Source organism: Paenibacillus dendrobii (assembly GCF_009807035.1).
Lineage (GTDB): Bacteria > Bacillota > Bacilli > Paenibacillales > Paenibacillaceae > Paenibacillus_AQ > Paenibacillus_AQ dendrobii.
Genome location: NZ_WUBI01000001.1, coordinates 368,492 through 394,312 on the forward strand (window position 1 = coordinate 368,492; position 25,821 = coordinate 394,312).

Here is a 25,821-nt window from a genome sequence, read left to right on the forward strand (position 1 = left end):
GGAGTATTAGATTCTCATCGTGGCAGCTCGAAGCAACAGCGGCAAGCGGACGGAAGATTGGATAGGGATAACATGTTGGAGCCTTACGTCTTCAGTCAGACAGACTGCTTTAGCGGCAAGAGCATATGGGTTGGTGGAATAGCTGTCGAGCCATTGCGCTGCAGCATTCAGGCAGGCTGAAGAAGAACATCGTTCGGCAAGACTTGCGAATAACAAAATTTCCTCAAGGACTGGGACTCGCTGTTTTTCATTGAAAAAGGACTGTACCCAGTTTAAGCACCCTACTTGGAGAATTTGAACAGGTGCATTCAGCAAACCGGCAATGACGGAAACAGGTAGTGACGGAACCGATGACTGTTTAAATAAACCGGCAAGCAGCTGAAGGACCTGTGGATAAGCCTGGCTCTGGAGCAGGAGCTGAAGCGCATTAGAACAATCTTTTTCCGAAGGGAGTTCCTTATCTCGGCCGGTCAGATATGCATGTATCGATGCTAGCGGTGAATGGATCAGCTGCAGCCTTTCCGCCTCATGATCTGCATCATCCAGATCCTGCGATTTCCAGGCAGCAGACCATCGATAGGATAACCAGAAGGGGTCATTGGTATCGGTGGGGCCGGCCGAGGAAGCCACGAGCTCCGAATATAAGCGCTTGCCTGGTTCTGATGCATATCTCCGCATAAGCATAATCCAAAGCTGCCGTTGTTCGGGAAGTGAAGATGACTTGGCGATGAACTCCAGCCATTCCCCATTACCTGTATTTAAGGCAGCGGGAATAAGGAGGTCCAGCTGTTTTGGCAACATAGAGGTTCTACTTGGGATGATCCAATCCGGTAGGGGATGCGATTTTCCGAGTAGGAGGGAGCAATGCAGTGCATCCGTCCAAGCTGGCATGTAATCATTCTTGAGAAATAAAGCATGCTGGTAATGCAAGAGCGCGCGCTCTGCATGCAGCATTTTCTCTGAAAGCCTGCCGGAGAGCCATGAGGTGCGGTATGTGCCGCATCCGGATGTGGTGGAATACATGGGCTGAGCTGTTCCTTGGATAGAGGCTAGGAGCATCCAGCGATAGGCTTGGTCGTAGTCTTCTTTCTGCGTAAGCAATATGCCTTTGAACTCCAATAAATCCGTGAACCCCGGATACTTTTTTATCCCTTGTTCGGTGATGACGTCGGCTAATTCATGTTGTCCCGTCATATGAAGGGCATATGCCGCTTTTAGGTAAACGTCGGATATCATGCCGGATTCAGGATCTTGTTCTAGTACGGGGAGTAAATGCTGGAGCGATTCCTCATATCGGCCAGACTGATAATACTCCGCTCCCAAGGCATACCGAAGCTGAACGTTCAATGGATCGGCTTGCAGGGAGGCTTGAATAAGCCCGAGATTGCGTGAATGTTTGTTTTTCCGATCTATTTCTGAATGTAAGTAGCCGTAGTGCTTAATAGGGAATGGAGCATACGGAATAGGATGGTCGGTAAGCTCAAGAATGCTTTCAGCAATGTTTTCATGAATGGGGCCACGGAAACGGATGCTCGGATGGTTGCGGAATAACCGGCAAACGTAATCCGAAAAAAAAGAATCTTCGGATAAGGTTCCATAGTAACTGATGACGGGGATAAAAAAGCCGGCGATGTTGTCTTCATGTACCAGCAATTTGTGCAACGCGTCTGAATCCCACCCATCGGCTTCTTCATCGGCATCAAGAACCAGAATCCAGGAACAAGTGGCCATATCCAAAACGCGATTTCTCGCTTCGGCAAAATGGTTATTCCACTCTAAATCAATGACGCGGGCACCATGTTTCATGGCTATGGAGCGGGTCTGATCCGAGGAACCCGTGTCCCCGATAATGATTTCAGAAACCCAATCCCGCACGGAACGGAGGCATTTATCCAGATGTTCTGCTTCATCTTTAACAATCATGCAAAGCGATATATCTTGGGGCGGCATGATGTGCGCGGCTCCTTTATTCGTATTCCTCATACATAGGCAGCATACGTAAAGCTCTGCGTATGATGGACTGATATGGTTGATCTTTTAATTCCTGAAGCAAACGAGCTTCTGCGAAAGCGGTCAGCACGCGACTGACAGACGCTATTGGATCCGAAGGAGGTGTAGCTGAGGCGGCGGGTAGAGTGGAGAGTAGCGCATGAAGTGAGTTCAGAGCATCTTCGGTTTTTCCGGAATCATAGGTGAGCTCAATTTGCTTCAAGGGATTCAGTGTGCTGGATTCATCGAATGTTCCAGGTTTTTGAAGTTTAGTTGTCTCGAATAGCTCATTGTAAAGGATATGCTCCGCTTCGTTTTCGTTCTCACGGGAGGCGTCTAGCTGAACATTCTTCAACAGCATGTACGCCGCGTGATAACAGCGGTTGGCCTTGAGCAAGTTGATTATGATGTTCTTTTGTTTAGCGGTGTTTATTTTAAAATGATCATGCATAAAGGAGGGGAGCAGACGTTCCTGAAGATTTGTTTTCATCAGCATGATGATCTTATTCAAGGGTATTCGCATGCCCGGTTCATGCTTGATCGTTTCGGCGTACCAGCGAATGGCCTGCTCGTCATCCCCGGCATCCTCATTCATTTGACCTAATCCCAATGTAGACAGGTAGGTTCCGGCGCCATTCTCCGTGTGATAATGCATAGGTGCCGGCCCAGCTTCGATGGCTCTCAGAAATGCCTGTTCTGCCTCTATCAGTTGCCCTGCGGCGAGAGAAATAACGCCTTTCAGATGATACAGATCGGTATAATCCGGATATTGAACAAGCCCGCTGCTGCATGCAGCTATGGCTTCTTCCGCGCGGCCCAGGGCGAACAGACAGCGAGACTCGTACTTAAACAGAAGATGGTAGTAGCTGATTTCAGGCGCAGCCAAATCTTTGGCCTGATGAATATGATGCAGCGCAGGCTCATGTTCGTTCAAGCGCATATATTCCACCGCCATGTTGTAATGATGGAACGGTTCCTCAGGCTCTGCCTCTAATGCTAGCTGGAGCAGTTCCATATTTCTGCGGATTTTATTTTTGGAGGCGACCATGCCGCTGCTGTATCCGTAATGGTGAATTTTGATATTGGTAATGTGAAGCTTGGCAGCAGGGCGATGCTCGATGATGGAAGCGGCTATTTGTTCATGGATTCTTCCGCGGAAACGATGTTCCGGACGCCTTCGAAACATACGGAGCAGGGGATTGACGGTAGCTGTGGTAGAGCGGATATCGTTGCTGACGTGATTGTGCACTTGCAAGAAAAAACCTTCAAACTCCAGATGCTGGGCACACAGGCGCAGCTCCGCGATATCGCCCGTTTCAAGTTCTTCATCGGCGTCCATAAACAGGATCCATGCATTGCGGGCAAGTTCAATTCCCGCATTCCGGGCTTTGGCAAAATCGCCATCCCATGGGACATGGAGAACTTGTGCTCCGAACCGGTGTGCAATTTGCACCGTGTCGTCGGTGGAGCCTGTATCGACTATGATCATCTGGTCGACAGCTTTATGGATGCTCTCCAGACAACGGGCAAGATTGGCTGCCTCATTCCGAACGATCATGCAGAGGGAGATTCCGGTTGCGGTTCTGCTCATCGATGCATCTCCTTTGCCTGTCATCCCAATTCGTCTGCCATCCAGTCCGCTGCAGCTGTTGTACGGCTGACCGAATCTGCCTGGCTTCCTGAGGAAGAGCTGCCGTTCCGGGTAATTCACCATGCGCCTGATCTAGTAAGTCGGCTGCTAAAAGCAAATAGCAAATGGCGGCCCCGATCGAAGCTTGATGGATGGATGCATCATTCAGCTTGATATTTTCGAATAGTCGTACCGCTTCCATGTAATGACCCTTGTCGTAGAGAATTTCTGCAAGCATAAGTGCCCCTTCATCGCCCAGTGTTTGCGCCTCTAGTAAAGTGATCAACAAATCCGCGGCTTCAAACACATATCCTTCCTTGTACAGTGCTTTGGCAAACGTGTTAGATCCTGCTTCATCCAGTACAACAGACAATCTTTTTCCTAGATCAATTAGACCGATAAAGACGGAGCGCTGAATGAGTGTGTGGATCAAAAGGCTTTCTTCAGTTCGAACGGTAGCACCGCTTTGATCGTCTGCTTCTGGGTGGTGGAAGAGGAGGCTCTCGATTCGCTCAATATGCTCGCGTTTATGGTGTTGAATGAAGCCCCAGATGTGAGGTTCGAGTGAACCCATAAGCTGCCACTGTATAAGAATATGCAACATTTCGCGATCAGGATTCGGTGCAGAGTCCGTAACCGCTGCATGATATAAAAAGGAATGAGCTTCCTTTAGTTTGTTCAAGCGAATCAAGGAGATGCCATAGAGGGTACTTAAATCATCTTCGGTGATCCATTGCGGAGGGCAGAGCCGAATGATCTCCTGATCTGCTCCAATCCTATCGAGTGAATGGAGCAATAAGCTCCATTTCTTCTTGTCCCGGGGCTGAATGGTTTCTATCAAGAGTGTGCTGATCTCACGATCAGTGGTTTTTAAATTGTAAAAAGAGGCTGCCAATCCGTTGACTGCAGGAGCATAATCCGGTTGTAACTGGACGGCTTCATAAAAAAGTCTTGCTGCCTCTTCAAACCGTTGCATCTTAATAGCGATCGCTCCCATGTTACTCAAAGCCTTGTAGCTATGGATTCCTTTTTCCGTTACATAAGAGGAAGATGTGCAATCAGCTGCTTGGCGGTAAGCTTCGAATGCTTTTTCCCAGAGCCCCTGTGCTTCCAGAGATTGACCATGAACAAAATGAAGATCAGCATAATCCGGATAATGCAGTGCTTCACGAAGACACAGCAGGCTCGCTTGTTCTACCTCGTGGAGTTCCAGCATGACTTTAGCCAAATCTTTGATTAAGGTCGGACGGAAAGAAGCTGTCAAAGGCGTATGTTCTTTTGCCAGAAGCATGTATTTTTTGGCTTCGGGAATGTTTCCGCTTTGACAGTGTGTAATACCCAGATGGTATAGATAGTACGGTTGTTCGGGTTCTTCCTCCAAAGCCTTCATAAGTATTTGGTAATTCCGGTCCAGCTTGTTTTTGTTCCATATGTTCGGGGATAGGTATCCCGTATGTCTTATTTGGATAGGGGAACCCTTGATTTTATCCTTGCCGGAAAAGAGAAGAATGGAAGGTTCGATTTCTTCATGGATTTTTCCTTCAAAATGATATTGTTGACGGTTTCGAAACAGTCGAAGCGAGCGGTGATACAGTGTTTGTGCTTCTGAGTCGCTTAACATATTGGCGATGGTGATGTCATAAGCTTCGACTTCATCAGTTGCGTCGATTAGCATCCTGATTTCATCCAAGCTTGTGAGGAGTTCTTCATCAGCATCGATAACCAGTATCCAGTCTGTTGTTGCATAGCGCAATGCATGATTTCTGGCCATGGAGAAATCATCCTGCCATTTCATAGAAACGACATGGGCGCCGTATTGCCGAGCAATGTCGACGGTATCGTCAGAGGAGCCCGTATCAACCAATACGATTTCATCAGCAAGTTTAACGGATTCCAGGCAAGTCCGGATGACTTCGGATTCGTCCCGAGCGATAAGATGGATTCCAATAGTGGACAACATGATATCTATTACTCCTTCCTTAAGGAGGAGTACACGGTGTCCCCCGTATACTCCTTAAGCAAACTGACAAGATGATGCATCATCCCTTTTTGTATTGTATTATTGGGAGAAGATTTAAGTTCCTTGGGCATTGAGGATGACATTGATGGTGGATGGCAGACCTGCCGTAGCTGACTGATAGGACACGCGAGTATATTTAAGGAAACGTGCGGGCACCAATACATCCACGGAACCTGAGGCTAGCGGATTATCTCCGGTCGTATCAACGTAATAATTCGTGCCGTCGGCACTGATTTCGATTTGGGTGTTCACCGGATTTGCGCCGCTGTTATACACGAAGAAGGAATAAACGCCAAGCACACTGGTCGTGACGGCAGGAAGCGGTGTCAATGCATTGGCTGTCGTGATACCGATGCTAGGCTGCTCGATAAAGCTCTTTTGCGATATGGAAGTAATGCTGCTCAAAGTACCCGCAGTGATCGTTGTGCCGAGAACGGCGGTGATGGTGCCATTGAGGATATTGGTGACGGTACCTGCGGAAGAGAGAGTCCCCGCGGTAATGGTTGCACCAAGGACGCTGGTAATGGTGCCGTTGAGAATGTTAGTGACGGTACCTGCGGAAGAGAGCGTCCCCGCCGTGATGGTCGCCCCAAGTACGCTGGTGATGGTACCGTTAAGGATATTAGTGACGGTACCTGCGGAAGAGAGCGTCCCCGCCGTGATGGTCGCACCAAGGACGCTGGTGATGGTACCGTTGAGGATATTGGTGACGGTCCCCGCTGAAGTTAACGTCCCCGCGGTAATGGTTGCTCCGAGCACGTTGGTGATGGTACCGTTAAGGATATTAGTGACGGTACCTGCGGAAGATAGCGTTCCCGCCGTGATGGTCGCTCCAAGGACACTGGAAATGGTGCCGTTAAGGATATTAGTGATGGTCCCCGCGGTAATGGTTGCTCCGAGCACGTTGGTAATGGTACCGTTGAGAATGTTAGTGACGGTCCCTGCGGAAGTTAGCGTCCCCGCGGTAATGGTCGTCCCGAGCACGCTCGTAATGGTGCCGTTGAGAATGTTAGTGACGGTACCTGCGGAAGAGAGAGTCCCCGCCGTGATGGTCGCTCCAAGGACACTGGAAATGGTGCCGTTAAGGATATTAGTGATGGTCCCAGCGGTAATGGTTGCTCCGAGCACGTTGGTAATGGTACCGTTGAGAATGTTAGTGACGGTCCCTGCGGAAGTTAGCGTCCCCGCCGTAATGGTCGCACCAAGCACGCTGGTAATCGTCCCGTTGAGGATGTCAGTGACGGTTCCCGCCGAAGTTAATGTCCCCGCGGTAATGGTGGCCCCGAGAACGTTAGAAATGGTGCCGTTAAGGATATTGGTGACGGTCCCCGCCGTGATGGTCGTCCCGAGCACGCTAGTGATGGTACCGTTAAGGATATTGGTGACGGTCCCCGCAGAAGTTAAGGTCCCCGCCGTGATGGTCGTCCCGAGCACGCTAGTGATGGTACCGTTAAGGATGTTGGTGACGGTCCCCGCAGAAGTTAATGTCCCCGCGGTAATGGTGGCCCCGAGTACGTTAGAAATGGTGCCGTTAAGGATATTGGTGACCGTGCCCGCAGAAGTTAATGTCCCCGCGGTAATGGTCGTCCCGAGTACGCTAGTGATGGTACCGTTGAGAATGTTGGTGACGGTCCCCGCGGAGGAGAGAGTCCCCGCCGTGATGGTCGCACCAAGCACGCTGGTAATCGTCCCTCCAAGAATAACTGATGTTATATTCCCGGAAGTATCGGTGGCAATGACATGGTTAGCATTGGTGGCGTCCCGTCCGTAAATGAGCGTCCGCAAATTGTTAGGATCATTCTGAAAAACATTGTAGTTTGGCATATCATCATTCCTTTATGACAAAGTAAGAAATCATCCTTTCAATGAAATATCTAAGACTCTGAAACCTTTTTAGCTCAAATATGTGTTCGGACTGCCCAATATAGAATGATCCCTCCTTAGACAAACAGAGTCTTTGAATATGTATATGGCTAGGTGCCTTTGAGAGAAACGGCGTGTGCACGTAGAAATAATATTTTGCAGCATTGTAAGCGTGTGACCGCGTTGAAACAAAAGGGCTTCTGTGCTATCATAATGAGTATTCTAATCTATAAAATGAACGAACCACGGCCGGGGGAGGCTTCCTTTCTCGGCCTTTTTCATGGGAATATGAACGTCCAATCAAGGAGAGACGGTACTATTGAAAACTTTAGTCATTGCTGAAAAACCGGATATGGGACGAAACATTGCGGCAGTCATTGAACCGAAAGCGAAGAATGCCCGGACTTACATAGAAGGCGAGCATTACATCATCACATGGGCGATCGGTCACCTCATCGGTTTGGCCGAACCGGATGCCTACGATGATAAATACAAAAAATGGAATATTAATGATTTGCCGATTATACCCGAACATTTCAAACTGAAGCCAAATCCTAAAACGAAGGATCAGCTGAAGGTGATTGCGGAACTAGCCAAGCGCAGTGATAAGCTTATTAACGCATGTGACGCAGGGCGTGAAGGTCAGCATATATTTTCATTGATCCAGCAGCATTTGAAAATGAGACAGCCAGTGAAACGTCTTTGGATATCGGATTTGACCCCGGAAACAATCAAAAAAGGCTTCGACGAGTTGAAGGACGGTGTTGAGTATGAGAACTTGTCCAAAGCGGCTAGAGCAAGAAGCGAAGCGGATTGGCTGATTGGGATGAACGGTTCCCGTGCCTTCACCACCAAACATAACGTGCTGCTATCCGTCGGACGTGTTCAGACTCCTGTACTTGCGCTCGTATATGACCGTCAAAAGGAAATTGATGCATTTAACTCTGCTAAGTTCTATGACGTGGAAGCCATATTTAAGCAAGGGGATTCTGAATACAAAGGATTATGGCAGGGCGATCGGATTCAGGATGAAGAGAAAGCCAAAGCAATCGCTGCAAAAGTTCGGGGTAAAGAAGGAATCATCCAGAGCTATGATATGAAGGATACGAAGGAATACCCGTACAAGCTGTACGATTTAACCCTTTTACAGCGTGAGGCTAATGCGAAATACAGCTTCTCGGCCAAAAAGACGCTTGACTTGGCTCAGGCACTGTACGAAAAACATAAAGTCATCAGTTACCCGAGAACAACGTCTAACTATGTGACCGAACAAAATATTCCCCAGATGCATAAATCTTTGGACCAACTGCGCGGAACAGATTACGTGAAGTTTGCCGAGCAGGCTGATAAGAAATATGTTCATAAAAATAATAAATCGGTGTGTAATCCTTCCAAGGTCGAGGACCACCATGCGATTTTGCCAACCAACAAAATGGCACGGAATTTGGCTCCTGACGAAGCGAAGATCTATGATCTGATCGTACGTCGTTTCTTGTCCCATTTCTTCCCGCCCGCCGAATATAAAGTGCACACGGTCATGACCGAAGTCGAAAAGGAAGAGTTTAAGACCACGGTCAAACAGCTGTTGTCTGAAGGCTGGAAGGTCGTTTATGCGGATCAGAAAAAAGACGCCAAAAAAAGCCGTGCCAAAAAGGATAAAGAGGACGAGGATGAATCTCAAAGCGAAGAGGAAGTCACGACTCCTTTTCAATTGAATGCGAAGGAAGGCGTTTTGTGCATCAACAGCGAAGCGAAGGAAAAAGAGACGCAACCGCCCAAGCCTTATACCGAAGGCACGCTTCTGAAAGCCATGGAAAGTGCGGGGAAGCAGATTGAAGATGACGAGCTGCGTGATGCGATGAAGGATTCTGGACTTGGCACGCCCGCAACACGCGCCGCAATCATTGAACGCCTCAAACAAGTAGGATATATGGTAATGAAGGGTAAACGCATTGTGATAACCCAAAAAGGCAGGATGGCTGTCGAGGTGATTCGAGGAGCGGGGGTCGATCTGCTGACTTCGCCAGAAATGACAGGGCAATGGGAGCGTCGTTTGAATGAAATTGCAAAGGGATCTGCTTCGGATGAAGTGTTTATGGCGAATGTGAAGAAATTTGCTACGATGATTATCAGCAAAGTCAAGGTACAGTCCAGAGTCGCTAAAGAATCCTTTGAAGAAAAGCCTTCCGAGGAAACGAAACCATCCCGAACCCGAAAGAAAACGGCACCGAACACTGGAGAAGGAAAATCAGCTGCGAAAACAGGTACAGCGAAAAAAACTTCTTCGAAAAAAGCTAGCGTAACGGTCAGCTCCGAACCATCTCAGAACCTGTCTGCCGATCAAGCGCCTCCGGAGCAACAGCGAACTACGAAGATGGGGATTGCACCTTGTCCGAGAACGGGCTGCCATGGAACGCTCATCATGGGCCGACGCGGCTTTGGCTGCTCTCATTACAAAGAGGGCTGTAAGTTCGTGATTTGGAAAGACCAGTTTGGTATCTCGCTTGAGCCGGAAGATATTGCTTCCTTGGCTGCAATCGGAAAAACGAAAAAAGCCTTCCTAGTGGAAGATGACGGGCGGCAGCGGGAGGGGCATTTCATTCTGCTGGATTCGAACACGGGAACGATTGGACTCAATTGAACTATTCTTTACCAGGACATGAATGAAGTGAATTATTCAATATCTTAAGAACAACGACATCTAAACGCGGTCTGTCTTCTACGAAGGTACGTCGATAGACGTATTTCTCATAGTAATACACAAAAAAACAACGGATCCTCTTATTGGAGGGTCCGTTGTTTTTGTTCCTGCTTGATCTTGATGTCAATAATATCCGGTATTTCTTCGATCGAAGAAACGGTATAAAACGAACTTCCCGGTTCTTGCTGCAATTCGACCATATTGTATATCCATTCATTGGACTGTTTGATATATATGCTTTGCAATCCGGCAGTGAGCGCCGGTACAACATCCGTCCGAAGTGAATTGCCGATCATCCATGTCAAGGATCGGTCAAAGGAACCCTGGCGCAAAATCTGCTCCAACGTGGATTCATTTTTATGCTGCGTAATGTATATCCGATCGTCAAAATAAGTGCTGAGCTTCATCTGGTCTATCTTCCTTTGTTGAATAGCCGTTTCCCCGCCGGTATAGAGATATAGATGATGGCCATCGTTTTGCAAGGCTTCCAGCGTTTCCACCATGCCTGGATAGGGTTCGACCTCTTGTTCATAAACACTGAGACCAAGCTTGTTCAACTGTTGTTCTTCTTCCAAATGGATCGGACGGTTGAATTTTCGGCAGAAAAAACGATAGGTTTCGATCAGTGAGTTAGGGAAGTTTCCGCTGCTGAAGCCGGTACGGCTTACCTGAGCAACATCGATTTCAATTTGCTTCTGGCGGATCTCATCGGTAGAGAGACGCTGATCTCCCAGCCAGTGATGCATCAGCTCGAAAAATTCACCCAGAACAAGTCCAAAATATTTATTGCAATGGATGAGCGTGTCATCCAAATCAAATAAAATATGTTGTCTTAACGTATTATGCAAAAAGCTTCACTCCTTATAGACGCATGTAAGATTCCAGAAACATCTGGAGCTCCGACGCACCGTCCGGACGGATACTGAATTTTTCTGTATCTTCTGCTCCGAGGTGAATGCGCAAAAGTCCTGCTACCCTCAGGATCATCAGGTGATGTTTGAGCAATTCTTCGGTCTGGTCCAGGTCCCGGATCATTTCATCAAGTGAATGGGGTTTCTCGGCCACATAACGGAGAAGCCGCAGTCTCTTGGGATCGGACAGGGCATGAGTCATCCGCAGCAAGCAGGTTGGCGGCTCGTCCTCATCCTCTTCAGGCACATCAACAGGATATTGGATCAGCATCATTTTCTTATAAAAGCAATACGTATTGATCGGACGGTTATGAACTGTCGGGAATAGGACGATCGTCTGAATCTCGGGTGCGTTTTCGATGACCAGCCCGCCGGAAGCGTATTCGACCAGGCTCATCGGATCCATTTTGGTGAGGAGCATGCATTTTTCCCGGGCATCCTCTTCGATGAGCGGGATGATGCCTGCTTCCACATCTTTAAAGTAATGCTCATACCAAAGCTCTAGCAATGGGGTATATTGATCCCTGATCCGCCGAGCTTCTTCCAACGTAAGTTTAGGCAAGTATGGAGATGCTGCCGAAAGCAGCACTTCTTCAGAAGTTTCCTGCAAGCACTTCAGAAAGCTGATGACAGAATCCCCGTTGTTCCGGTGTATAGCCCAGGCGTAGAGAACGTCGTAGTCATCAAACGGCCATGCCGCAGTTTGCGAAAGCGCAGCGGAGACTTCCGGGGAGAGCTTGCTGCTTACCTCACTGATCCATTCAGGTCCAATATCCAGATTCCGGACCCATTTTTTGGAAGTATATACCATAAAACTGCCGAGCAGTTCGTATATGGGTGAAACGTCAACTTTCACTTCATAGTTCATGAAAAGGGTAACCTCCTATGAAATCAGTGCATCTCCTTCATTATGGCTTGTTGAGTGTCGGGTTGTCCACTATAATGTTCAAGTAGTTTGCCCGGATTTATTGAAGGAGGAAATTTTAAAGTGTCACAATCGAACAGCATGAATCGCAGCTCGTCTTTTCATTATGTCATATTACTCATCGTAATTGTAGCGGCGGGGGTAAGTCAGGGACTCTTGCTGCCTGTATTATCGATTTTTCTGGAAAAAATGGGCGTGTCATCCGCCATGAACGGTTTGAACGCAGCCGCACTTTATGTCGGTTCCTTTGCCATGACACTGGTGGCAGAGCGGACGCTTGGAGCACTCGGTTTTAAAAAGCTGGTCAGCATCGGGCTGGTCATGGTCCTGGTTTCCGTCATTTTGTTTCCGATCTTTCCAAGCGTGAAATTTTGGTTTGTTCTTCGCCTCTTGGTAGGTATCGGTGACAGTGCGGTCCATTATGCGGCTCAGCTATGGGTACTCCTGGTCACACCAGAGGAGAACAGGGGGAGAAATATTTCAATATACGGCATGTCTTATGGGCTCGGATTCAGCTTGGGTCCGCTAGGCATACAACTGCTCCAATTCGGCAACAGTGTGCCATTCATTGCTCTTGCCGTCTTGGTGCTGCTGGTATTGCTCATAGTACTGCTGAAGCTGCCGGACCTTCGTCCGGAAAAGCTCAAAGGGGAGGAACGTCCTGCGAAAAGATTCCGCCGCAGCTATGCGCTGGCCTGGTATGCGCTCATTCCTGCATTGCTATACGGTTATATGGAATCCGGAATTAACAGTAATTTCCCTGTTTACGGCCTACGTGCGGGACTCAGCGAGCAGCAAATCGCGTTCCTGCTGCCCTTTATAGGCATCGGTGGCCTGGTGCTGCAACTGCCTTTGGGTATGCTAAGTGATCGGTTCGGCAGAAAAAGAATTTTGATCATTTCCGGGGTGATCGGCGGTTTGGCGTTTACCATGGTACCCATGGCAGGTACTTCGACAGCTTTGATAATGATTTTACTTATGCTTGCAGGAGGAATGATCGGTTCGTTTTTCTCTTTGGGGCTTGCATACGCAGCCGATATCCTTCCCAAGCTTTTGCTTCCGGCAGCAAATGTCATAGCATCCTTTCATTTTAATATAGGAAGCATCGCGGGTCCCAATATTGGGGGAACGTTGATGCAGTACGGCTGGAATTCGGGGGTGTTTGTCGTTCTCGGATCAGGGTTCATCATCTTCAGTTTTATTGGCATTGCAACACGTAAAAAGTCCTCAACGGCGGATGGGAGGCTATAGCTGTACTCCTGAAACCGAATGCTTTATGATAGTAGAAAGAGAACGAGAGACCAGAGGAGAATGTCATGATTAGAATCCAGCATTTAACCAAGTCCGTCGGAGTAGATAAAATACCTGTACTTAAGGGCATTTCGCTAGATTTTCAGCGAGGGGAGCTGATAGCGCTCGTTGGAGCCAGCGGAAGCGGAAAGAGTACGCTGCTCCGCTGCCTTGCTCTGAAAGAAAAATGGGATAAGGGCAATTTTGTGGTTGATGGACAGGACATCTTAAAGGACCCGTTTGCCGGGAAAAGAAAAATCAGACGTGAATGGGCATACTTAGAACAGAACCCGCATCTCAACCTGAACCGCACTGCCTTGAAAAATGTGCTGATCGGACAAGCGGGGCAGACTCCCCTATGGAGAATGGCAACCGGAATGGTAAGGTCTGATGATTATATGGGGGCAATGGACGTGATTGAGCAGCTGGGGTTGCTGGAAAAAGCGCATCAAAAATGCGACAAGCTCAGCGGCGGAGAGCGTCAGAGAATTGCGATCTCTCGTGCCCTTGTCCATGGAGCCAAAGTTATTCTTGCGGATGAGCCGGTGGTTGGCCTGGATCCCAAATCGCAGGAAAGTGTTATGGAAACGTTGAAGCAGCTTTGCGTTGAGGAGCGCGTGTCCGTGCTTACGGTCCTCCCGCTTGAACTTGCAGAACGTTATGCAACGCGGATCATAGGATTGTCGGGCGGAGAATTCGCTTTTGATATTGCCGGACGGCGCCTGACGGTCCGTGAACGAAATATGCTATAAAGCCTGCATGCAGGCTTTGGATAGAAGAGAGTGATTCATGTTGGTAAAACGCTATTGGATTTATGTCCCTGCCGCATTGTTTCTGATGCTGTTGTTAAGCGGATGTTCATTTATCAGCGATCCCGTCCTGATGATGAAAACGCCGCAGCTGTCTGCTGAAAAGGAATCGCTGCGGTCTATCGTAATGTCCCAGATGCCCGAGGATGCCAGCCTGATCCGTTCCAACGAGGAGGATGACACCAATGTTATCCACTTTGTCGATCTCGATAACGACGGCGTCAACGAAGCGATCGTGTTCTACGAAACGCCGGATCAGACCATAGGTATTCATGGCATGATTTTTAAAAAGATCAATGAAAACTGGGTCAAACAGGTTACCTTTGACGGCGTAGGCAAGGTGCTCGAATCTTTGTACTTCAAGGACATGACCAATGACGGAAGAGTGGATATCGTGGCCGGTTTTTCCATGGGCAACGAGGGCACCCAGAATCGGATCTTTATTTATAGCTATAACGGCAAAAGCGTGGAGCGGGTTTTGGAACATCCGTACACGAATTTCGTCATCAGCGACATGAACAAAGATCATATCAACGACCTCACGATCGTTGAATTGAAACACGGCGAAAGCAATTTCATCACGACGTTTCAATACGACGACGGCAGCTTTTTAGAACTGGACAGGCTTGAGATGAAGCCGTATATTTACGATTATTACAATATTGTCGCAGGTAAAGTGTTCGTTGACCAAGAAGGTAACAGTATTGACGGCATTGTTTTGGATGCCACGCTTTCTTCGGTTGGGGATGCGTCCTTTACATCCGTTATTATTATGCAGGATGGCAAACTGAAATCCGTCATTCCCGAACAGACGCAGACATATCGAAATTACAGGGTGTACAGCGAAGATATCAATAATGACGGCATTATTGAGATACCGCTGCTTAATCCGCCGATAGGCTGGTCTTTTTTCAAGAACCAGGATGATATCCCGTATTTCTGCTCTTATTATCAGTGGGATGGCAAAAACGGTCTCAAGTTTGTAAAAGAGAAGTACCATGATTTCAAGTATGATTTTGATTTTGGATTTTTCCCTCCGCAGTGGCATAACAAGATCACCGTGGATACGAAATCCCAAATGAATAAATATTTGCGGTTTGTCATGATTGATTCCGGCAAAACCGTTGCTGAAATTAAGTTCTTCTCTTCATATGAATGGGAAAAACAGCATGATGACTGGAAATACCTTTTAAGGACGAGTGAAAAGGTCATCGCCTACAAGAAAAGTGCTGATTTTGACCTGAACAATAACAACAAGAACAAAACCAATAAAGATGTAGCGCCGATAGAAAGGAAGGACAAGCAAAGTGAGTAAAGTATTGATTCTGGAAGATGAAGATTCCATCCGCAGTTTTATTGTCATCAACTTGAAGCGCAACGGCTTTGAAGTGTTGGAGGCATCCAACGGCAACGAGGCGCTTGAGATATTGATGGGTACGCCGGATATCGATATCGCCCTTTTGGACGTTATGGTTCCGGGGATTGACGGATTTGAGGTATGCCGCCGGATCAGAGAGACAAATGAACGCTTAGGGATTATCTTTTTGACCGCCAAAGTACAGGAACAAGATAAGGTCTATGCATTATCGGTTGGTGCTGATGATCATGTCAGCAAGCCTTTCAGCCCTACGGAGCTGATTGCCAGAATCCAGTCTCTTCTGCGGAGAGTTAATGTACACCGCGAGACATCCGCTAAGGTGAGCTTTCAGTCGGGACCGTTTGCCCTGGACCTCATCTCCAAGCAATTTAAGAAGAATGGGCACAGCATCGAGCTGACGCCAACGGAATTTTCGCTGGTTCAGTTTTTCCTAGAAAAAGAAAATACCCCGCTCAGCCGGGACGTTCTGCTGGATCACGTTTGGGGCAAAGAGTATATGGGCGATCCGAAGATCGTTGACGTGAATATTCGCCGTCTTCGCCAAAAGATTGAAGATAACCCTTCCGAGCCCGAGTTTCTCCAGACCGTATGGGGTCACGGGTATAAATGGAAGGGTCAGGGCCAATGATTAAGAAAGGCATTCGCCGGCAGATCGTCATGCACTACTTTATCGTGGTGTTTTCGACCCTGCTGCTGGCTGAAGTCATTTTTTTACTGGCAATACGAAGCTATTATTACGGCAGCATATATAGCCATATTAAACAACACATTATTCAGGTGGAGGACTACCAGAAATTCAGCACGACCTCGAGCGAAGGCAAGGATGACCTTGGTAATCTGCTTACGATCTATAAGCTGAGTTTTACCGAAATGCAAATCCTCAACGTTCAGGGTGATGTTCTGATTAACTCCTCTGAATTCCAGCCTGACGAGACCGTCAAGACCAGTGATATCTCCCAAGCTCAATCCGGCAACATTGGACGTTGGGTGGGTCGTCAGCCGAATACCGGGGAAAACGTGATGGCCGTATCGAAAATGGAGCAGGAGAACGGACAGGATTCGTATATCGTCAGATATGTAACGTCACTGGAAAGAGTGAACGAGAAGCTGTTTAATGTCACCTTGATTGCTACGGCGGTTGCGGCGGCAGTGCTGGCGCTGGTGCTGGCATTCAGCCTGGGGCTTGCCAACTCGATTGTCAAACCGCTGAATACGATTACGGCTGTATCAGCGCAGATGGCGAAAGGGAAGTTCAACGCCAGAATCAAGGGGAATTATAAGTATGAGCTGGGAGAGCTGGCTTCGACCCTTAATTACATGGCACAGGAAATTGTACGCAGTAATCAAGTGAAGGATGACTTTATTTCGTCCATCTCCCACGAGCTGCGGACACCACTTACCAGTATTAAAGGTTGGAGCGAGACCATTAACTCTGGTGGATATGATCCCGATGAGACCAAAATCGGCATGGAAATCATCACGAAGGAAACCGAGAGGTTGATCGGCCTGGTGGAAGAAATACTTGACTTCTCGAAGCTGCAGCAGAACGAGATGAAAGTGTCATTCGCCCGGGTAGACCTCAAGGAACTGCTTCAGGAGATCATGCTGAATCTATGGACCAAAGCAGAAAAACGAACCATTGAACTTCGTCTTGAATCGGTCGATAAACCTCTTGTAGAGGGGGACGCCAACCGGCTCAAACAGGTATTCCTGAATTTGGTGGATAATGCCATTAAATTCTCCCACGAAAACTCGTCGATTGATTTGCACGTAACTTTCGAAGGGAATAACGTGGTCGTTCAGGTCCATGATACCGGGATTGGCATCAGTGAAGACCATCTGGTTAAGGTGAAGGACCGTTTCTTCCAAGTGGACCCTTTGAATGGCGGAACAGGGCTTGGTTTAGCCATATCCCAACAGTTGGTTGAGCTTCATCACGGAATTCTGCTCATTCAGAGTGATTTGGGAGTGGGGACCACCATTATTGTGAGACTGCCCAGACTGCTGGAGGATGAAGGATCTGGCGGCTCACTTAGTACGGTACAGCTGCCAGACGGCAGCATCACTTAGTAAATATCCAGCAGCATGAAAAGAGCGAAAACCGCAGAAGCGGATTTCGCTCTTTTGTATATATGAACCTGTTGTGCCTCATGTTATGAGGATAAGCCTTCGGCACGGAGGCGGCCGGTTTTCTCGTATACTTCCTGCAACAAGCGGGAAGGCTGGGTACGAACCGTTGGTTTTGGAAGAACGGTTTCTTGAGGAGCTACCACAACCACCTGATCGGCGGTGCCTTTGATAACCGCTCCGTCTTTAATGACGGCTCCTTCGCCGATAATGGCCCGTTCAATGTGGACATTGCGTCCAATTTTCACGTTCGGCATCACAATGCTGTCTTTGATTTCTGAGAATTTGCCAACTTCTACTCCGCAGAATACCACCGATTGATGTGCAGCTCCGTCCATGACGGTGGTTTCGGAGATTAGGCAGTTGGCCGTCATTCCGGATTTGGCCTTATGGGCGTTCACTTTGGTACGCCACGGACGGGTAAACATCGGCCACTCGCTATTATGCAGATTCCAGTTATTGTCGTTGGCGAGAAGATCCATATGAGCTTCCCATAGGCTGTTTACCGTACCGACATCTTTCCAGTATCCATCGAAGCGGTAAGCAAACATCCGATTTTGCTCTTCCAACATTTTAGGAATCAGATCTTTGCCGAAATCATGGCTGGATGTATCGTTGGCGGCATCCTCCAGCAAATGACGGCGCAAATAGTCCCACTGGAAAAGGTATATGCCCATGGAGGCTAAGTTGCTCTCCGGCTCTGCAGGCTTTTCCGCAAATTCGGAAATGCGATGCTCGTCATTTACGCTCATGACTCCAAAACGGCTAGCTTCTTCCCAAGGAACTTCCATGACGGAAATTGTGGCTTCGGCATTCTCCTGCTTATGGAATTGCAGCATTTTGTTATAATCCATATGGTAAATATGGTCGCCGGACAAGATAAGAACATGTTCTGGATGTTGACGGTCAATATATTCAATGTTTTTATAGATGGCGTCAGCTGTTCCTAAGTATTCTGCGGATCCTGCATTGTAAGAAGGCAGAAGGGTAATGCCGTTATCTCCTTGATGTTGGAGCCCCCATGGTTCACCTTCTCCGATATGTTTATGGAGCGATTCTGCCTCATACTGCGTTAGGACACCAATGGTATTGATACCTGAATTTACGCAGTTGCTGAGAGGAAAATCGATAATACGGTAGCGGCCGCCAAAGGGTACAGCCGGCTTTGCCTGTTGCGATGTCAGAGGTGCAAGTCTACGGCCTTCACCCCCGGCAAGCAACATGGCGATGCAATCTTTCTTATTCATGTCGTTTCCCTCCCAAAATTTTGTCAATGTAGTACATACATAAACGGCTGTCAGCCCATCTGAAACGATTATATTGAAATAATCATGAAAAATTACCATTTTATTTTTCAGGACTCATTTTTGCGTTTATTCTCGCTACAATGGGGTAATGGTTTAAGTGCACCATATTTATTTATAAAGCAGGTGATCTTGATGGCTAAATTGAAAAAATTACCCGGACTGCCGCCTACAGATGAAGATATATACTTATTCCATGAAGGAACCTCCTACCACAGTTACAGAATCTTGGGCGCTCATCCTGCTGTGGAAGATGGGTTGGAAGGCGTCCGGTTTACCGTTTGGGCTCCGCATGCTCGGCATGTCGGCTTGGCATCCGACTTCAACGGTTGGAACGGAGCTTTGGATTCACTACATAAGATACCCGATTCAGGCATTTGGACTCGCTTTTTTCCTGGTGTAACGACAGGTACTTTTTACAAATACGATATATCCGGTCCCGATGGGGAACGTTTTTTGAAAGCAGATCCCTATGCTTTTGCAGCCGAAGTACGTCCTGCGACGGCATCGATTGTGACTGATATAAACGGTTATGCTTGGCAGGACGCTGCTTGGCGTCGAAAGAAAAAGGGACTATTCAACAAGCCGGTCAATATATACGAAGTCCATTTGGGTACTTGGAGGCAGAAGGAAGATGGGACGCTGTACAACTATCGCGAATTCACGGAGATATTGATTCCTTATTTGAAACAAATGAATTATACTCATGTCGAATTCATGCCGCTTGCAGAGCATCCATATGATTTGTCTTGGGGATATCAATGTACAGGGTATTTTGCAGTGACAAGCCGCTATGGTTCGCCGCAGGACTTTATGTATCTGGTGGACGCATGTCACCAAGCGGATATCGGGGTGATTATCGACTGGGTACCCGCGCATTTCACCAAGGATGCCCATGGATTACGCATGTTTGACGGAACTCCATTGTTCGAATATGAGGATCCATTGAAAGCCGAGAAACCTGGTTGGGGTACGCTAAGTTTTGACTACGGCAAGCCTGAAGTTTGCTCTTTCTTGATTTCCAACGCCTTGTTCTGGCTGGATATGTTTCATATCGATGGACTTCGCGTAGACGCCGTTACCAGCATGTTGCGCCTTGATTTCGAGAAAAAGGAAGGCCAGTTTCATCGGAATGAACATGGTGGAGTCGAAAATTTGGAGGCAATAGCGTTTATAAAACAGCTTAATACTGCAGTATTTCAATATTATCCATATACATTGATGATGGCCGAAGAGTCCAGTGCATGGCCCGGAGTGACTTCTCCGGTAGATGAAGATGGGCTTGGCTTCAACTATAAATGGAATATGGGATGGATGAACGATACGCTGGATTATGTGGAGACTCCTTATGAAAAGAGGCCGTCTAAGCATCATCTGCTCACTTTTCCGATTGCATACGCATATTCGGCGAATTACGCGCTCCCTTTAAGTCATGATGAGGTTGTTCACGGTAAGAAATCCTTGATTGGCAAAATGCCGGGCGATTATGAGCAGAAATTCGCCGGTCTTCGAATACTCCTTGGATATCAAATGACTCACCCGGGCAAGAAGCTGCTGTTTATGGGGGGCGAATTCGGACAGTTCATTGAATGGCGGGACCAGTACGAGCTGGATTGGCTGCTGCTGGAATATGACACCCATCGTGAAATGCTAACGTATACCGCTGACTTGAACCGGATGTATCTAGAGGAAAGGGCGCTCTGGGAGCGGGATCATGAGCTTGAGGGATATGAATGGGTCAGTCCGCATGATTCCAAGCAGAGTGTCATCTCATATATGAGAAAAGGGAAAAAAGTCGGGGATACGTTGATTATCCTCATCAACTTTTTGCCGACAGAACGTGAACATTACCGGATTGGCGTGCCGCGAGCGGGTAGTTATGCACCTGTTTTTCAGAGCGAGGATAAAAAATACGGAGGACAAGGTGCATCATTAACGGGGCCGCTCCCAACCGAAAAAATCGCTTGGCATGAGCAGCCTAACAGTCTGGAACTAACGTTGCCGCCGCTGAGTTTTACGGTTTTGAAACGGGTAGCAGCGAGCCGAAAAGCGGATTCCACTGATCTGAACACTGGGAGATCGACGAAGAGCTTGAAGATGGTTTCCCGTAAGAAGTCTGTGCCGGAAAGTGATGATCATGCAGCGACATCGATAAATATGGATTAGGGAGGCAATGGACAATGAAGGTATTGTTTGCAGCAGCAGAATCGGTACCATTTATCAAAACCGGTGGGTTAGCCGATGTCATCGGTGCCCTACCCCAAGCTTTGCAACGGAGCGGGATCGATGTTCGGGTCGTGCTGCCCAAGTATCGAGGAATACCGGAGAAATATCGTGATCAAATGGAGCATTTGGGCGAAGTCTACGTTCCGGTAGGCTGGAGAAACCAATATTGCGGGATCGAAAAATGTGTACATGACGGGATTACTTATTATTTTGTGGATAATGAATACTACTTTGGCCGAGATTCGGTTTATGGATATATGGATGATGGAGAGCGTTTTGGCTTTTTCAACCGTGCAGTGCTCCAGCTGCTAAAAGCGATTGATTTTCAGCCCGATGTTATTCACTGCCATGACTGGCATGCAGCTCTGATTCCCGTGCTTTTGGATGCCCACTATCGCCATGATCTATTTTATTACCAGATGCGTACTGTTTTTACGATACATAATTTGCTGTATCAGGGGATTTTTCCGTATGAGGTATTGGGTGAACTGCTTGAACTGGATAACCGTTACTTTACAATGAATGGATTGGAATATTACGGAAAAGTCAATTTCATGAAAGGGGGAATCGTGTACTCCGATCATGTAACGACCGTTAGTCCGACATATGCCCGTGAAATTCAAACCTCGCATTATGGCTATGGATTGGAAGGACTGCTCGCTTCCCTGGGACCCAAATTGAGCGGCATCGTCAATGGTATCGATACGAAAAGCTACAATCCAGCCACAGATGCTCAGCTTGAGCTTAAATACCGGTCCAGTATCTCTAAGAAAAAGGAAAACAAAATTCGGCTGCAGGAAGAACTGAACTTGCCCATATCCGCTGATATTCCACTGATTGCCATGGTTACGCGTTTGGTGGATTCTAAGGGACTGGATCTGGTCGAAAGAGTGCTGGACGAGATGCTGACCTTCGACGATATTCAGTTGGTGATCTTGGGCACTGGCGACAGCCATTACGAGCAATGGTTCAGGGAAGCGGAGCATCGTCATCCTTCCAAGCTATCCGCTCAAATTACGTTCAGCGATGCCTTGTCCCGGAAAATCTATGCTTCCAGCGATATCTTTCTTATGCCGTCTAACTTCGAGCCATGCGGGATCAGCCAGCTGTTGGCATTACGATACGGCAGTATACCGGTGGTCAGGGAAACAGGCGGGCTGAATGATACGGTTCACGCTTATAATGAATTTACGGGGCAGGGAAACGGCTTTACCTTCACGAACATCAATGCCCACGATATGATGCACACGATCCGCAGGGCGGTTTCGTTCTACCATGAGCCGGAGCATTGGAATAAACTGGTGAAGAATGCAACGAGCGGGGATTACAGTTGGAATGTTTCTGCGGGAGAATACAAGGACATTTATGAACGAGTTGCAGGTAAAAGTTAACGATGTGCAAAAAGAGCATTCCGCGAAGGAATGCTCTTTTTTCTTTTACAGCGACAATTATTTGCTGATGTTCCGAAACAAAATCCGATATCCGAAAGGATCAAGGGTGACGTTCATTGTTCCATTGACCGGCATCACTTTTTCGTTCGTCAATGCATCCCGCCAATCCGTAGTCACCATGGGGTGGGAAAGGGTCTGTTTCTGATCCGTATTGTTCATCCAGATCGTGAAATGAATGGAGTCATCCGCACGCTCATAAATGATGCACGGGTTACCAAGGTCGGCTTTCAGGAAGCGGAATCTTCCTTCACGCAGAGCCTTATGGGTTTTACGGAGGTTAATCAGCATTTTGTAAAAATCATAAAGCTCCCGGTCCTGTTTCTTAGGATCCCAGATCATGCATTTGCGGCAGTCAGGATCGCCCCCGCCTGTAATTCCCACTTCATCGCCATAGAAAATACATGGTGTTCCCATATACGTGAACAAGAACACGACAGACAGCTTCAGTTTGCGCTTGTCGCCTCCGACTCGGGTCAACAGACGGGGGGTATCATGGCTGCATAGCATATTAAAGACGACCTCATTGGTTTGCTGCGGATAACGCATTAGAAGGGAGCTCATGCGGTTTGAGAAGGTGGCTCCGTCCATTCCGCCGTTGAAAAATTCAAGCACTTTATCCGCAAAGGGGTAGTTCATCACGGAATCAAACTGGTCGCCGACAAGCCAGGATAGTGAATCACTCCAGACTTCACCCACGATATAAGCCTCGGGGTTCGCATTTTTGACGACCTTGCGGAAATCACGCCAAAAGTGATGATCCACCTCGTTGGCCACGTCCAGACGCCAGCCGTCGAGTTTAATTTCCTTAATCCAATATTCGGCGACATCCAGCAGATATTGCTTTACTTCCGAATTGGCTGTATTGAATTTGGGCATGTTGCCAAAAAAACCAAAAGTATCATAGGTAGCAATACCGTTTTCTACACGGGCAGGGAACTGATTGATATGGAACCAATCCGCGTACTTGGATTTCTCACCGTTTTTGAGCACATCCTGAAATGGAGGGAACAGCTCGCTGCAATGATTGAACACTGCGTCCAGCATTACTCTGATCCCTTTTTCATGGCATGCTTCGACAACCTCTTTCAGCAGGGCATTGTCACCAAAATGAGGATCCACCTGTTTATAATCCACGATGTCATATTTATGGTTCGAGGGTGAAGTGAACAGGGGCGTAAAATAAATCGCATTGATCCCCAGATCCACCAGATCATCGAGATGATCCAGGACCCCTTTTAAATCGCCGCCGAAAAAATTATCGGTTTTGGGCTGTCCTCCCCAAGGTTGAGTACCTTCCGGATCATTTTCGGCATCTCCGTTGGCAAAACGTTCGGGTAGGATTTGATAAAAGACGGCATCCTTTGCCCAATTCGGAACCTTAAACACATCGATTTCATGTATGTAGGGAAATTCGTAATAACCGCCCGTAGGGGCAGGACAATCATGATAAATTCCGCTGTCCAGCATATAAATCGATTCCGTTCCCGCCGTTACGCGAAATGCATAGGTTAAACGTTTGTATTTCGGAAGAACGGAAGCTTCCCAGAAATCAAACATCTCATCGGATGCGGCTTTTTCCATCGTAATTTCAAAATAAGTCGAGTCCCAATCGTATTTATCGCCCGTCATGGCGACAACGGTATCAACGTCATTTTTTTTGGTGCGGACACGCAGATGAATAGTTCTTGGATCGTAAGCATAGGCCCATTTGTCGCGGGGCACATGATATAGTGCTTCGAGCAGCATGACAACACCTCCATGAATATCTACATAAAATGAACCAAAGTTTTAGTTCAATTTATCTAGCTATTTAATAACCGGATATTCGGATCAATGAACCATGGGCTATGCATTCTTCAAGGATTTGTATTTATTATGCTCATTTCTTGGATATCTCAATGCTTCAATGGCTTCATTTGTCTTAAAAAAATTTTCTTGTGAAGCATAATAAAAATGCATAAAAAAGTGAATTATGCAGGTTTTTAAACAACTGATTTTCAATTTTATGAAATGTATCAGGAATAGACAAGGTTGTAAATATGGTAATAAATACCAATAAAATGATTGAATCAGATCGAGAAACTGTATGATTAAAGAAAGTTAAAATACTAACTAAATTAATAAATATTAGAGTTTTTACACGGATTTATTAGGAATTGGATTGCTTGCACGGTATATTGACCAATGTTATATAAATTCCAACTACTCAAGGTAATTATTGAAAATAAATGCATTTGTATGAAAATTACATTGCATATTCATGCATGGTGTTGTACTATAAAACATGTTTTCCGGTTGCTGATGACGATCAGCGATCATGTTCATACTAAAGGACAAACATAACAGCGAAGATCAAGACAGGAGAGATAGATCATGAAAAAATGGGGTATTTTAACGGTATGTCTGGTGCTAGCAGGAAGCTTGCTTGCCGGTTGCGGTGAGAAAAACAAGGATCAGGCATCCGTTTCCGATAATGGTAAGGCCGAAGGAAAGACCATCGTCCTTGGGACAAGCGCAGATTTTCCACCATATGAATTTCATAAAATGATCAACGGCAAGGACCAGATCGTTGGTTTCGATATCGAAATTGCGAAGCAGATTGCTGCCGATATGGGAGCGAATCTGGAAGTAAAGGACATGGATTTTAAAGCTCTGCTGGCCGAATTGTCCAGCGGGCGTGTAGACTTTGTGATTTCCGGCATGACGCCGGATGAGAACCGCAAGAAAGAAGTGGATTTCTCCAATAACTATTACAAAGCGCAGCAGGCTGTCGTGGTAAGAGAAGCAGACAAGGCCAAATACACGACTATGAAGTCGCTCGAAGGGGTGTCGTTCGGGATCCAAACGGGTTCGATTCAAGAGGATATTGCCAAAACGATTCCAGGCGCGAAAATTACCGGTCTTGGAAAGATCAACGATATTATTATGCAGCTGAGTTCGAGCAGGGTGGATGCCTCCATTATGGAAAAGCCTGTAGCTGAGGCCTTCATCAAAAACGTGAAGGGGTTGGCAATTGCGAACGCAGTGCCTGATTATCAGGAAGATGGCTATGCGATCGGCGTGAAAAAGGGAAATAAAGAGCTTGTGGATCAAATCAATAAAACGTTGGATCGTCTGAATCAGGAAAAGAAAATAGATCAATTCGTATCTGAAGCAAGTGATCTGGCTGCTTCCAAGTAATCAAACGAAATGCCGAA

At 47.2% G+C, this 25,821-nt stretch carries 17 protein-coding genes; 9 read left to right on the forward strand and 8 right to left on the reverse strand.

What is annotated here, in order from left to right; translation table 11 throughout:
• Positions 1-6 precede the first annotated feature (6 nt).
• The 4 genes from GRF59_RS01560 to GRF59_RS29285 form a co-directional block, all read right to left on the reverse strand.
• Positions 7-1,950 (reverse strand): tetratricopeptide repeat protein, encoded by a 1,944-nt coding sequence (locus tag GRF59_RS01560; RefSeq protein WP_160495917.1) that lies wholly within the window; start codon positions 1,948-1,950, stop codon positions 7-9.
• A gap of 16 nt (positions 1,951-1,966) precedes the next feature.
• The gene (locus tag GRF59_RS01565; protein ID WP_160495918.1) at positions 1,967-3,580 is read right to left on the reverse strand and encodes a glycosyltransferase; all 1,614 of its coding nucleotides are present in this window, start codon (positions 3,578-3,580) and stop codon (positions 1,967-1,969) included.
• Entirely contained in the window at positions 3,531-5,579 is a 2,049-nt protein-coding gene (locus tag GRF59_RS01570; protein ID WP_160495919.1) for a glycosyltransferase, read from the reverse strand. Before GRF59_RS01570 ends, GRF59_RS01565 begins: the two co-directional genes overlap by 50 nt.
• A gap of 114 nt (positions 5,580-5,693) precedes the next feature.
• On the reverse strand, positions 5,694-7,463 hold the full coding sequence (locus tag GRF59_RS29285) for a DUF6385 domain-containing protein (protein WP_202128463.1): 1,770 nt from the start codon (positions 7,461-7,463) through the stop codon (positions 5,694-5,696).
• 358 nt (positions 7,464-7,821) lie between these two features.
• Here GRF59_RS29285 and GRF59_RS01585 point away from each other — a divergent pair, with 358 nt between their 5' ends.
• Positions 7,822-10,143, forward strand: coding sequence for a DNA topoisomerase 3 (locus GRF59_RS01585; RefSeq protein ID WP_160495920.1), 2,322 nt, complete (start codon positions 7,822-7,824; stop codon positions 10,141-10,143).
• Positions 10,144-10,283: 140 nt separating this feature from the next.
• Here GRF59_RS01585 and GRF59_RS01590 read toward each other — a convergent pair whose 3' ends face one another.
• Positions 10,284-11,051 carry an HAD family hydrolase gene (locus tag GRF59_RS01590; RefSeq protein WP_160495921.1) on the reverse strand — a complete coding sequence of 256 codons (768 nt, stop codon included), beginning with the start codon at positions 11,049-11,051 and terminating at the stop codon, positions 10,284-10,286.
• 13 nt (positions 11,052-11,064) lie between these two features.
• The gene (locus GRF59_RS01595) at positions 11,065-11,982 is read right to left on the reverse strand and encodes an ArsR/SmtB family transcription factor (RefSeq protein WP_160495922.1); all 918 of its coding nucleotides are present in this window, start codon (positions 11,980-11,982) and stop codon (positions 11,065-11,067) included.
• A gap of 120 nt (positions 11,983-12,102) precedes the next feature.
• Here GRF59_RS01595 and GRF59_RS01600 point away from each other — a divergent pair, with 120 nt between their 5' ends.
• From GRF59_RS01600 to GRF59_RS01620, 5 genes are all read left to right on the forward strand, one after another.
• Entirely contained in the window at positions 12,103-13,290 is a 1,188-nt protein-coding gene (locus tag GRF59_RS01600; RefSeq protein ID WP_341479992.1) for an MFS transporter, read from the forward strand.
• A 65-nt stretch (positions 13,291-13,355) separates the two neighbouring features.
• Positions 13,356-14,081: a phosphonate ABC transporter ATP-binding protein gene (locus GRF59_RS01605; protein ID WP_160495923.1), complete on the forward strand. Its 726-nt coding sequence runs from the start codon at positions 13,356-13,358 to the stop codon at positions 14,079-14,081.
• Positions 14,082-14,118: 37 nt separating this feature from the next.
• The gene (locus GRF59_RS01610; protein ID WP_160495924.1) at positions 14,119-15,453 is read left to right on the forward strand and encodes a hypothetical protein; all 1,335 of its coding nucleotides are present in this window, start codon (positions 14,119-14,121) and stop codon (positions 15,451-15,453) included.
• Positions 15,446-16,144, forward strand: a complete 699-nt coding sequence (locus tag GRF59_RS01615) for a response regulator (protein WP_160495925.1) — start codon at positions 15,446-15,448, stop codon at positions 16,142-16,144. The genes GRF59_RS01610 and GRF59_RS01615 overlap by 8 nt, the downstream gene beginning before the upstream one ends.
• Positions 16,141-17,586 carry a HAMP domain-containing sensor histidine kinase gene (locus GRF59_RS01620; RefSeq protein ID WP_160495926.1) on the forward strand — a complete coding sequence of 482 codons (1,446 nt, stop codon included), beginning with the start codon at positions 16,141-16,143 and terminating at the stop codon, positions 17,584-17,586. Before GRF59_RS01615 ends, GRF59_RS01620 begins: the two co-directional genes overlap by 4 nt.
• A gap of 83 nt (positions 17,587-17,669) precedes the next feature.
• Here GRF59_RS01620 and GRF59_RS01625 read toward each other — a convergent pair whose 3' ends face one another.
• Positions 17,670-18,890: a glucose-1-phosphate adenylyltransferase gene (locus tag GRF59_RS01625; RefSeq protein ID WP_160495927.1), complete on the reverse strand. Its 1,221-nt coding sequence runs from the start codon at positions 18,888-18,890 to the stop codon at positions 17,670-17,672.
• A gap of 192 nt (positions 18,891-19,082) precedes the next feature.
• Between GRF59_RS01625 and glgB the strand changes: the two genes are divergently transcribed.
• Both glgB and glgA read left to right on the forward strand, forming a co-directional pair.
• Positions 19,083-21,113 (forward strand): 1,4-alpha-glucan branching protein GlgB, encoded by a 2,031-nt coding sequence (glgB, locus tag GRF59_RS01630; RefSeq protein WP_160495928.1) that lies wholly within the window; start codon positions 19,083-19,085, stop codon positions 21,111-21,113.
• Between the two features lie 14 nt (positions 21,114-21,127).
• Positions 21,128-22,564, forward strand: a complete 1,437-nt coding sequence (glgA, locus tag GRF59_RS01635) for a glycogen synthase GlgA (RefSeq protein WP_160495929.1) — start codon at positions 21,128-21,130, stop codon at positions 22,562-22,564.
• A gap of 57 nt (positions 22,565-22,621) precedes the next feature.
• Here the strand turns inward: glgA and GRF59_RS01640 are convergent, their stop codons facing one another.
• Positions 22,622-24,370 (reverse strand): alpha-glycosidase, encoded by a 1,749-nt coding sequence (locus GRF59_RS01640; RefSeq protein ID WP_160495930.1) that lies wholly within the window; start codon positions 24,368-24,370, stop codon positions 22,622-22,624.
• Positions 24,371-24,997: 627 nt separating this feature from the next.
• Between GRF59_RS01640 and GRF59_RS01645 the strand changes: the two genes are divergently transcribed.
• Positions 24,998-25,804 carry a transporter substrate-binding domain-containing protein gene (locus tag GRF59_RS01645; protein WP_160495931.1) on the forward strand — a complete coding sequence of 269 codons (807 nt, stop codon included), beginning with the start codon at positions 24,998-25,000 and terminating at the stop codon, positions 25,802-25,804.
• Positions 25,805-25,821: the final 17 nt, after the last annotated feature.

Excerpts from the sequence above, each read along its gene's own strand:
- GRF59_RS01605 (WP_160495923.1), top strand. The coding sequence starts at position 13,356 with ATGATTAGAATCCAGCATTTAACCAAGTCCGTCGGAGTAGATAAAATA.
- GRF59_RS29285 (WP_202128463.1), bottom strand. The coding sequence starts at position 7,463 with ATGCCAAACTACAATGTTTTTCAGAATGATCCTAACAATTTGCGGACG.
- GRF59_RS01565 (WP_160495918.1), bottom strand. The coding sequence starts at position 3,580 with ATGAGCAGAACCGCAACCGGAATCTCCCTCTGCATGATCGTTCGGAAT.
- GRF59_RS01610 (WP_160495924.1), top strand. The coding sequence starts at position 14,119 with ATGTTGGTAAAACGCTATTGGATTTATGTCCCTGCCGCATTGTTTCTG.
- GRF59_RS01620 (WP_160495926.1), top strand. The coding sequence starts at position 16,141 with ATGATTAAGAAAGGCATTCGCCGGCAGATCGTCATGCACTACTTTATC.
- GRF59_RS01625 (WP_160495927.1), bottom strand. The coding sequence starts at position 18,890 with ATGAATAAGAAAGATTGCATCGCCATGTTGCTTGCCGGGGGTGAAGGC.
- GRF59_RS01570 (WP_160495919.1), bottom strand. The coding sequence starts at position 5,579 with ATGTTGTCCACTATTGGAATCCATCTTATCGCTCGGGACGAATCCGAA.
- glgB (WP_160495928.1), top strand. The coding sequence starts at position 19,083 with ATGGCTAAATTGAAAAAATTACCCGGACTGCCGCCTACAGATGAAGAT.
- GRF59_RS01645 (WP_160495931.1), top strand. The coding sequence starts at position 24,998 with ATGAAAAAATGGGGTATTTTAACGGTATGTCTGGTGCTAGCAGGAAGC.
- GRF59_RS01595 (WP_160495922.1), bottom strand. The coding sequence starts at position 11,982 with ATGAACTATGAAGTGAAAGTTGACGTTTCACCCATATACGAACTGCTC.
- GRF59_RS01640 (WP_160495930.1), bottom strand. The coding sequence starts at position 24,370 with ATGCTGCTCGAAGCACTATATCATGTGCCCCGCGACAAATGGGCCTAT.
- GRF59_RS01560 (WP_160495917.1), bottom strand. The coding sequence starts at position 1,950 with ATGCCGCCCCAAGATATATCGCTTTGCATGATTGTTAAAGATGAAGCA.
- glgA (WP_160495929.1), top strand. The coding sequence starts at position 21,128 with ATGAAGGTATTGTTTGCAGCAGCAGAATCGGTACCATTTATCAAAACC.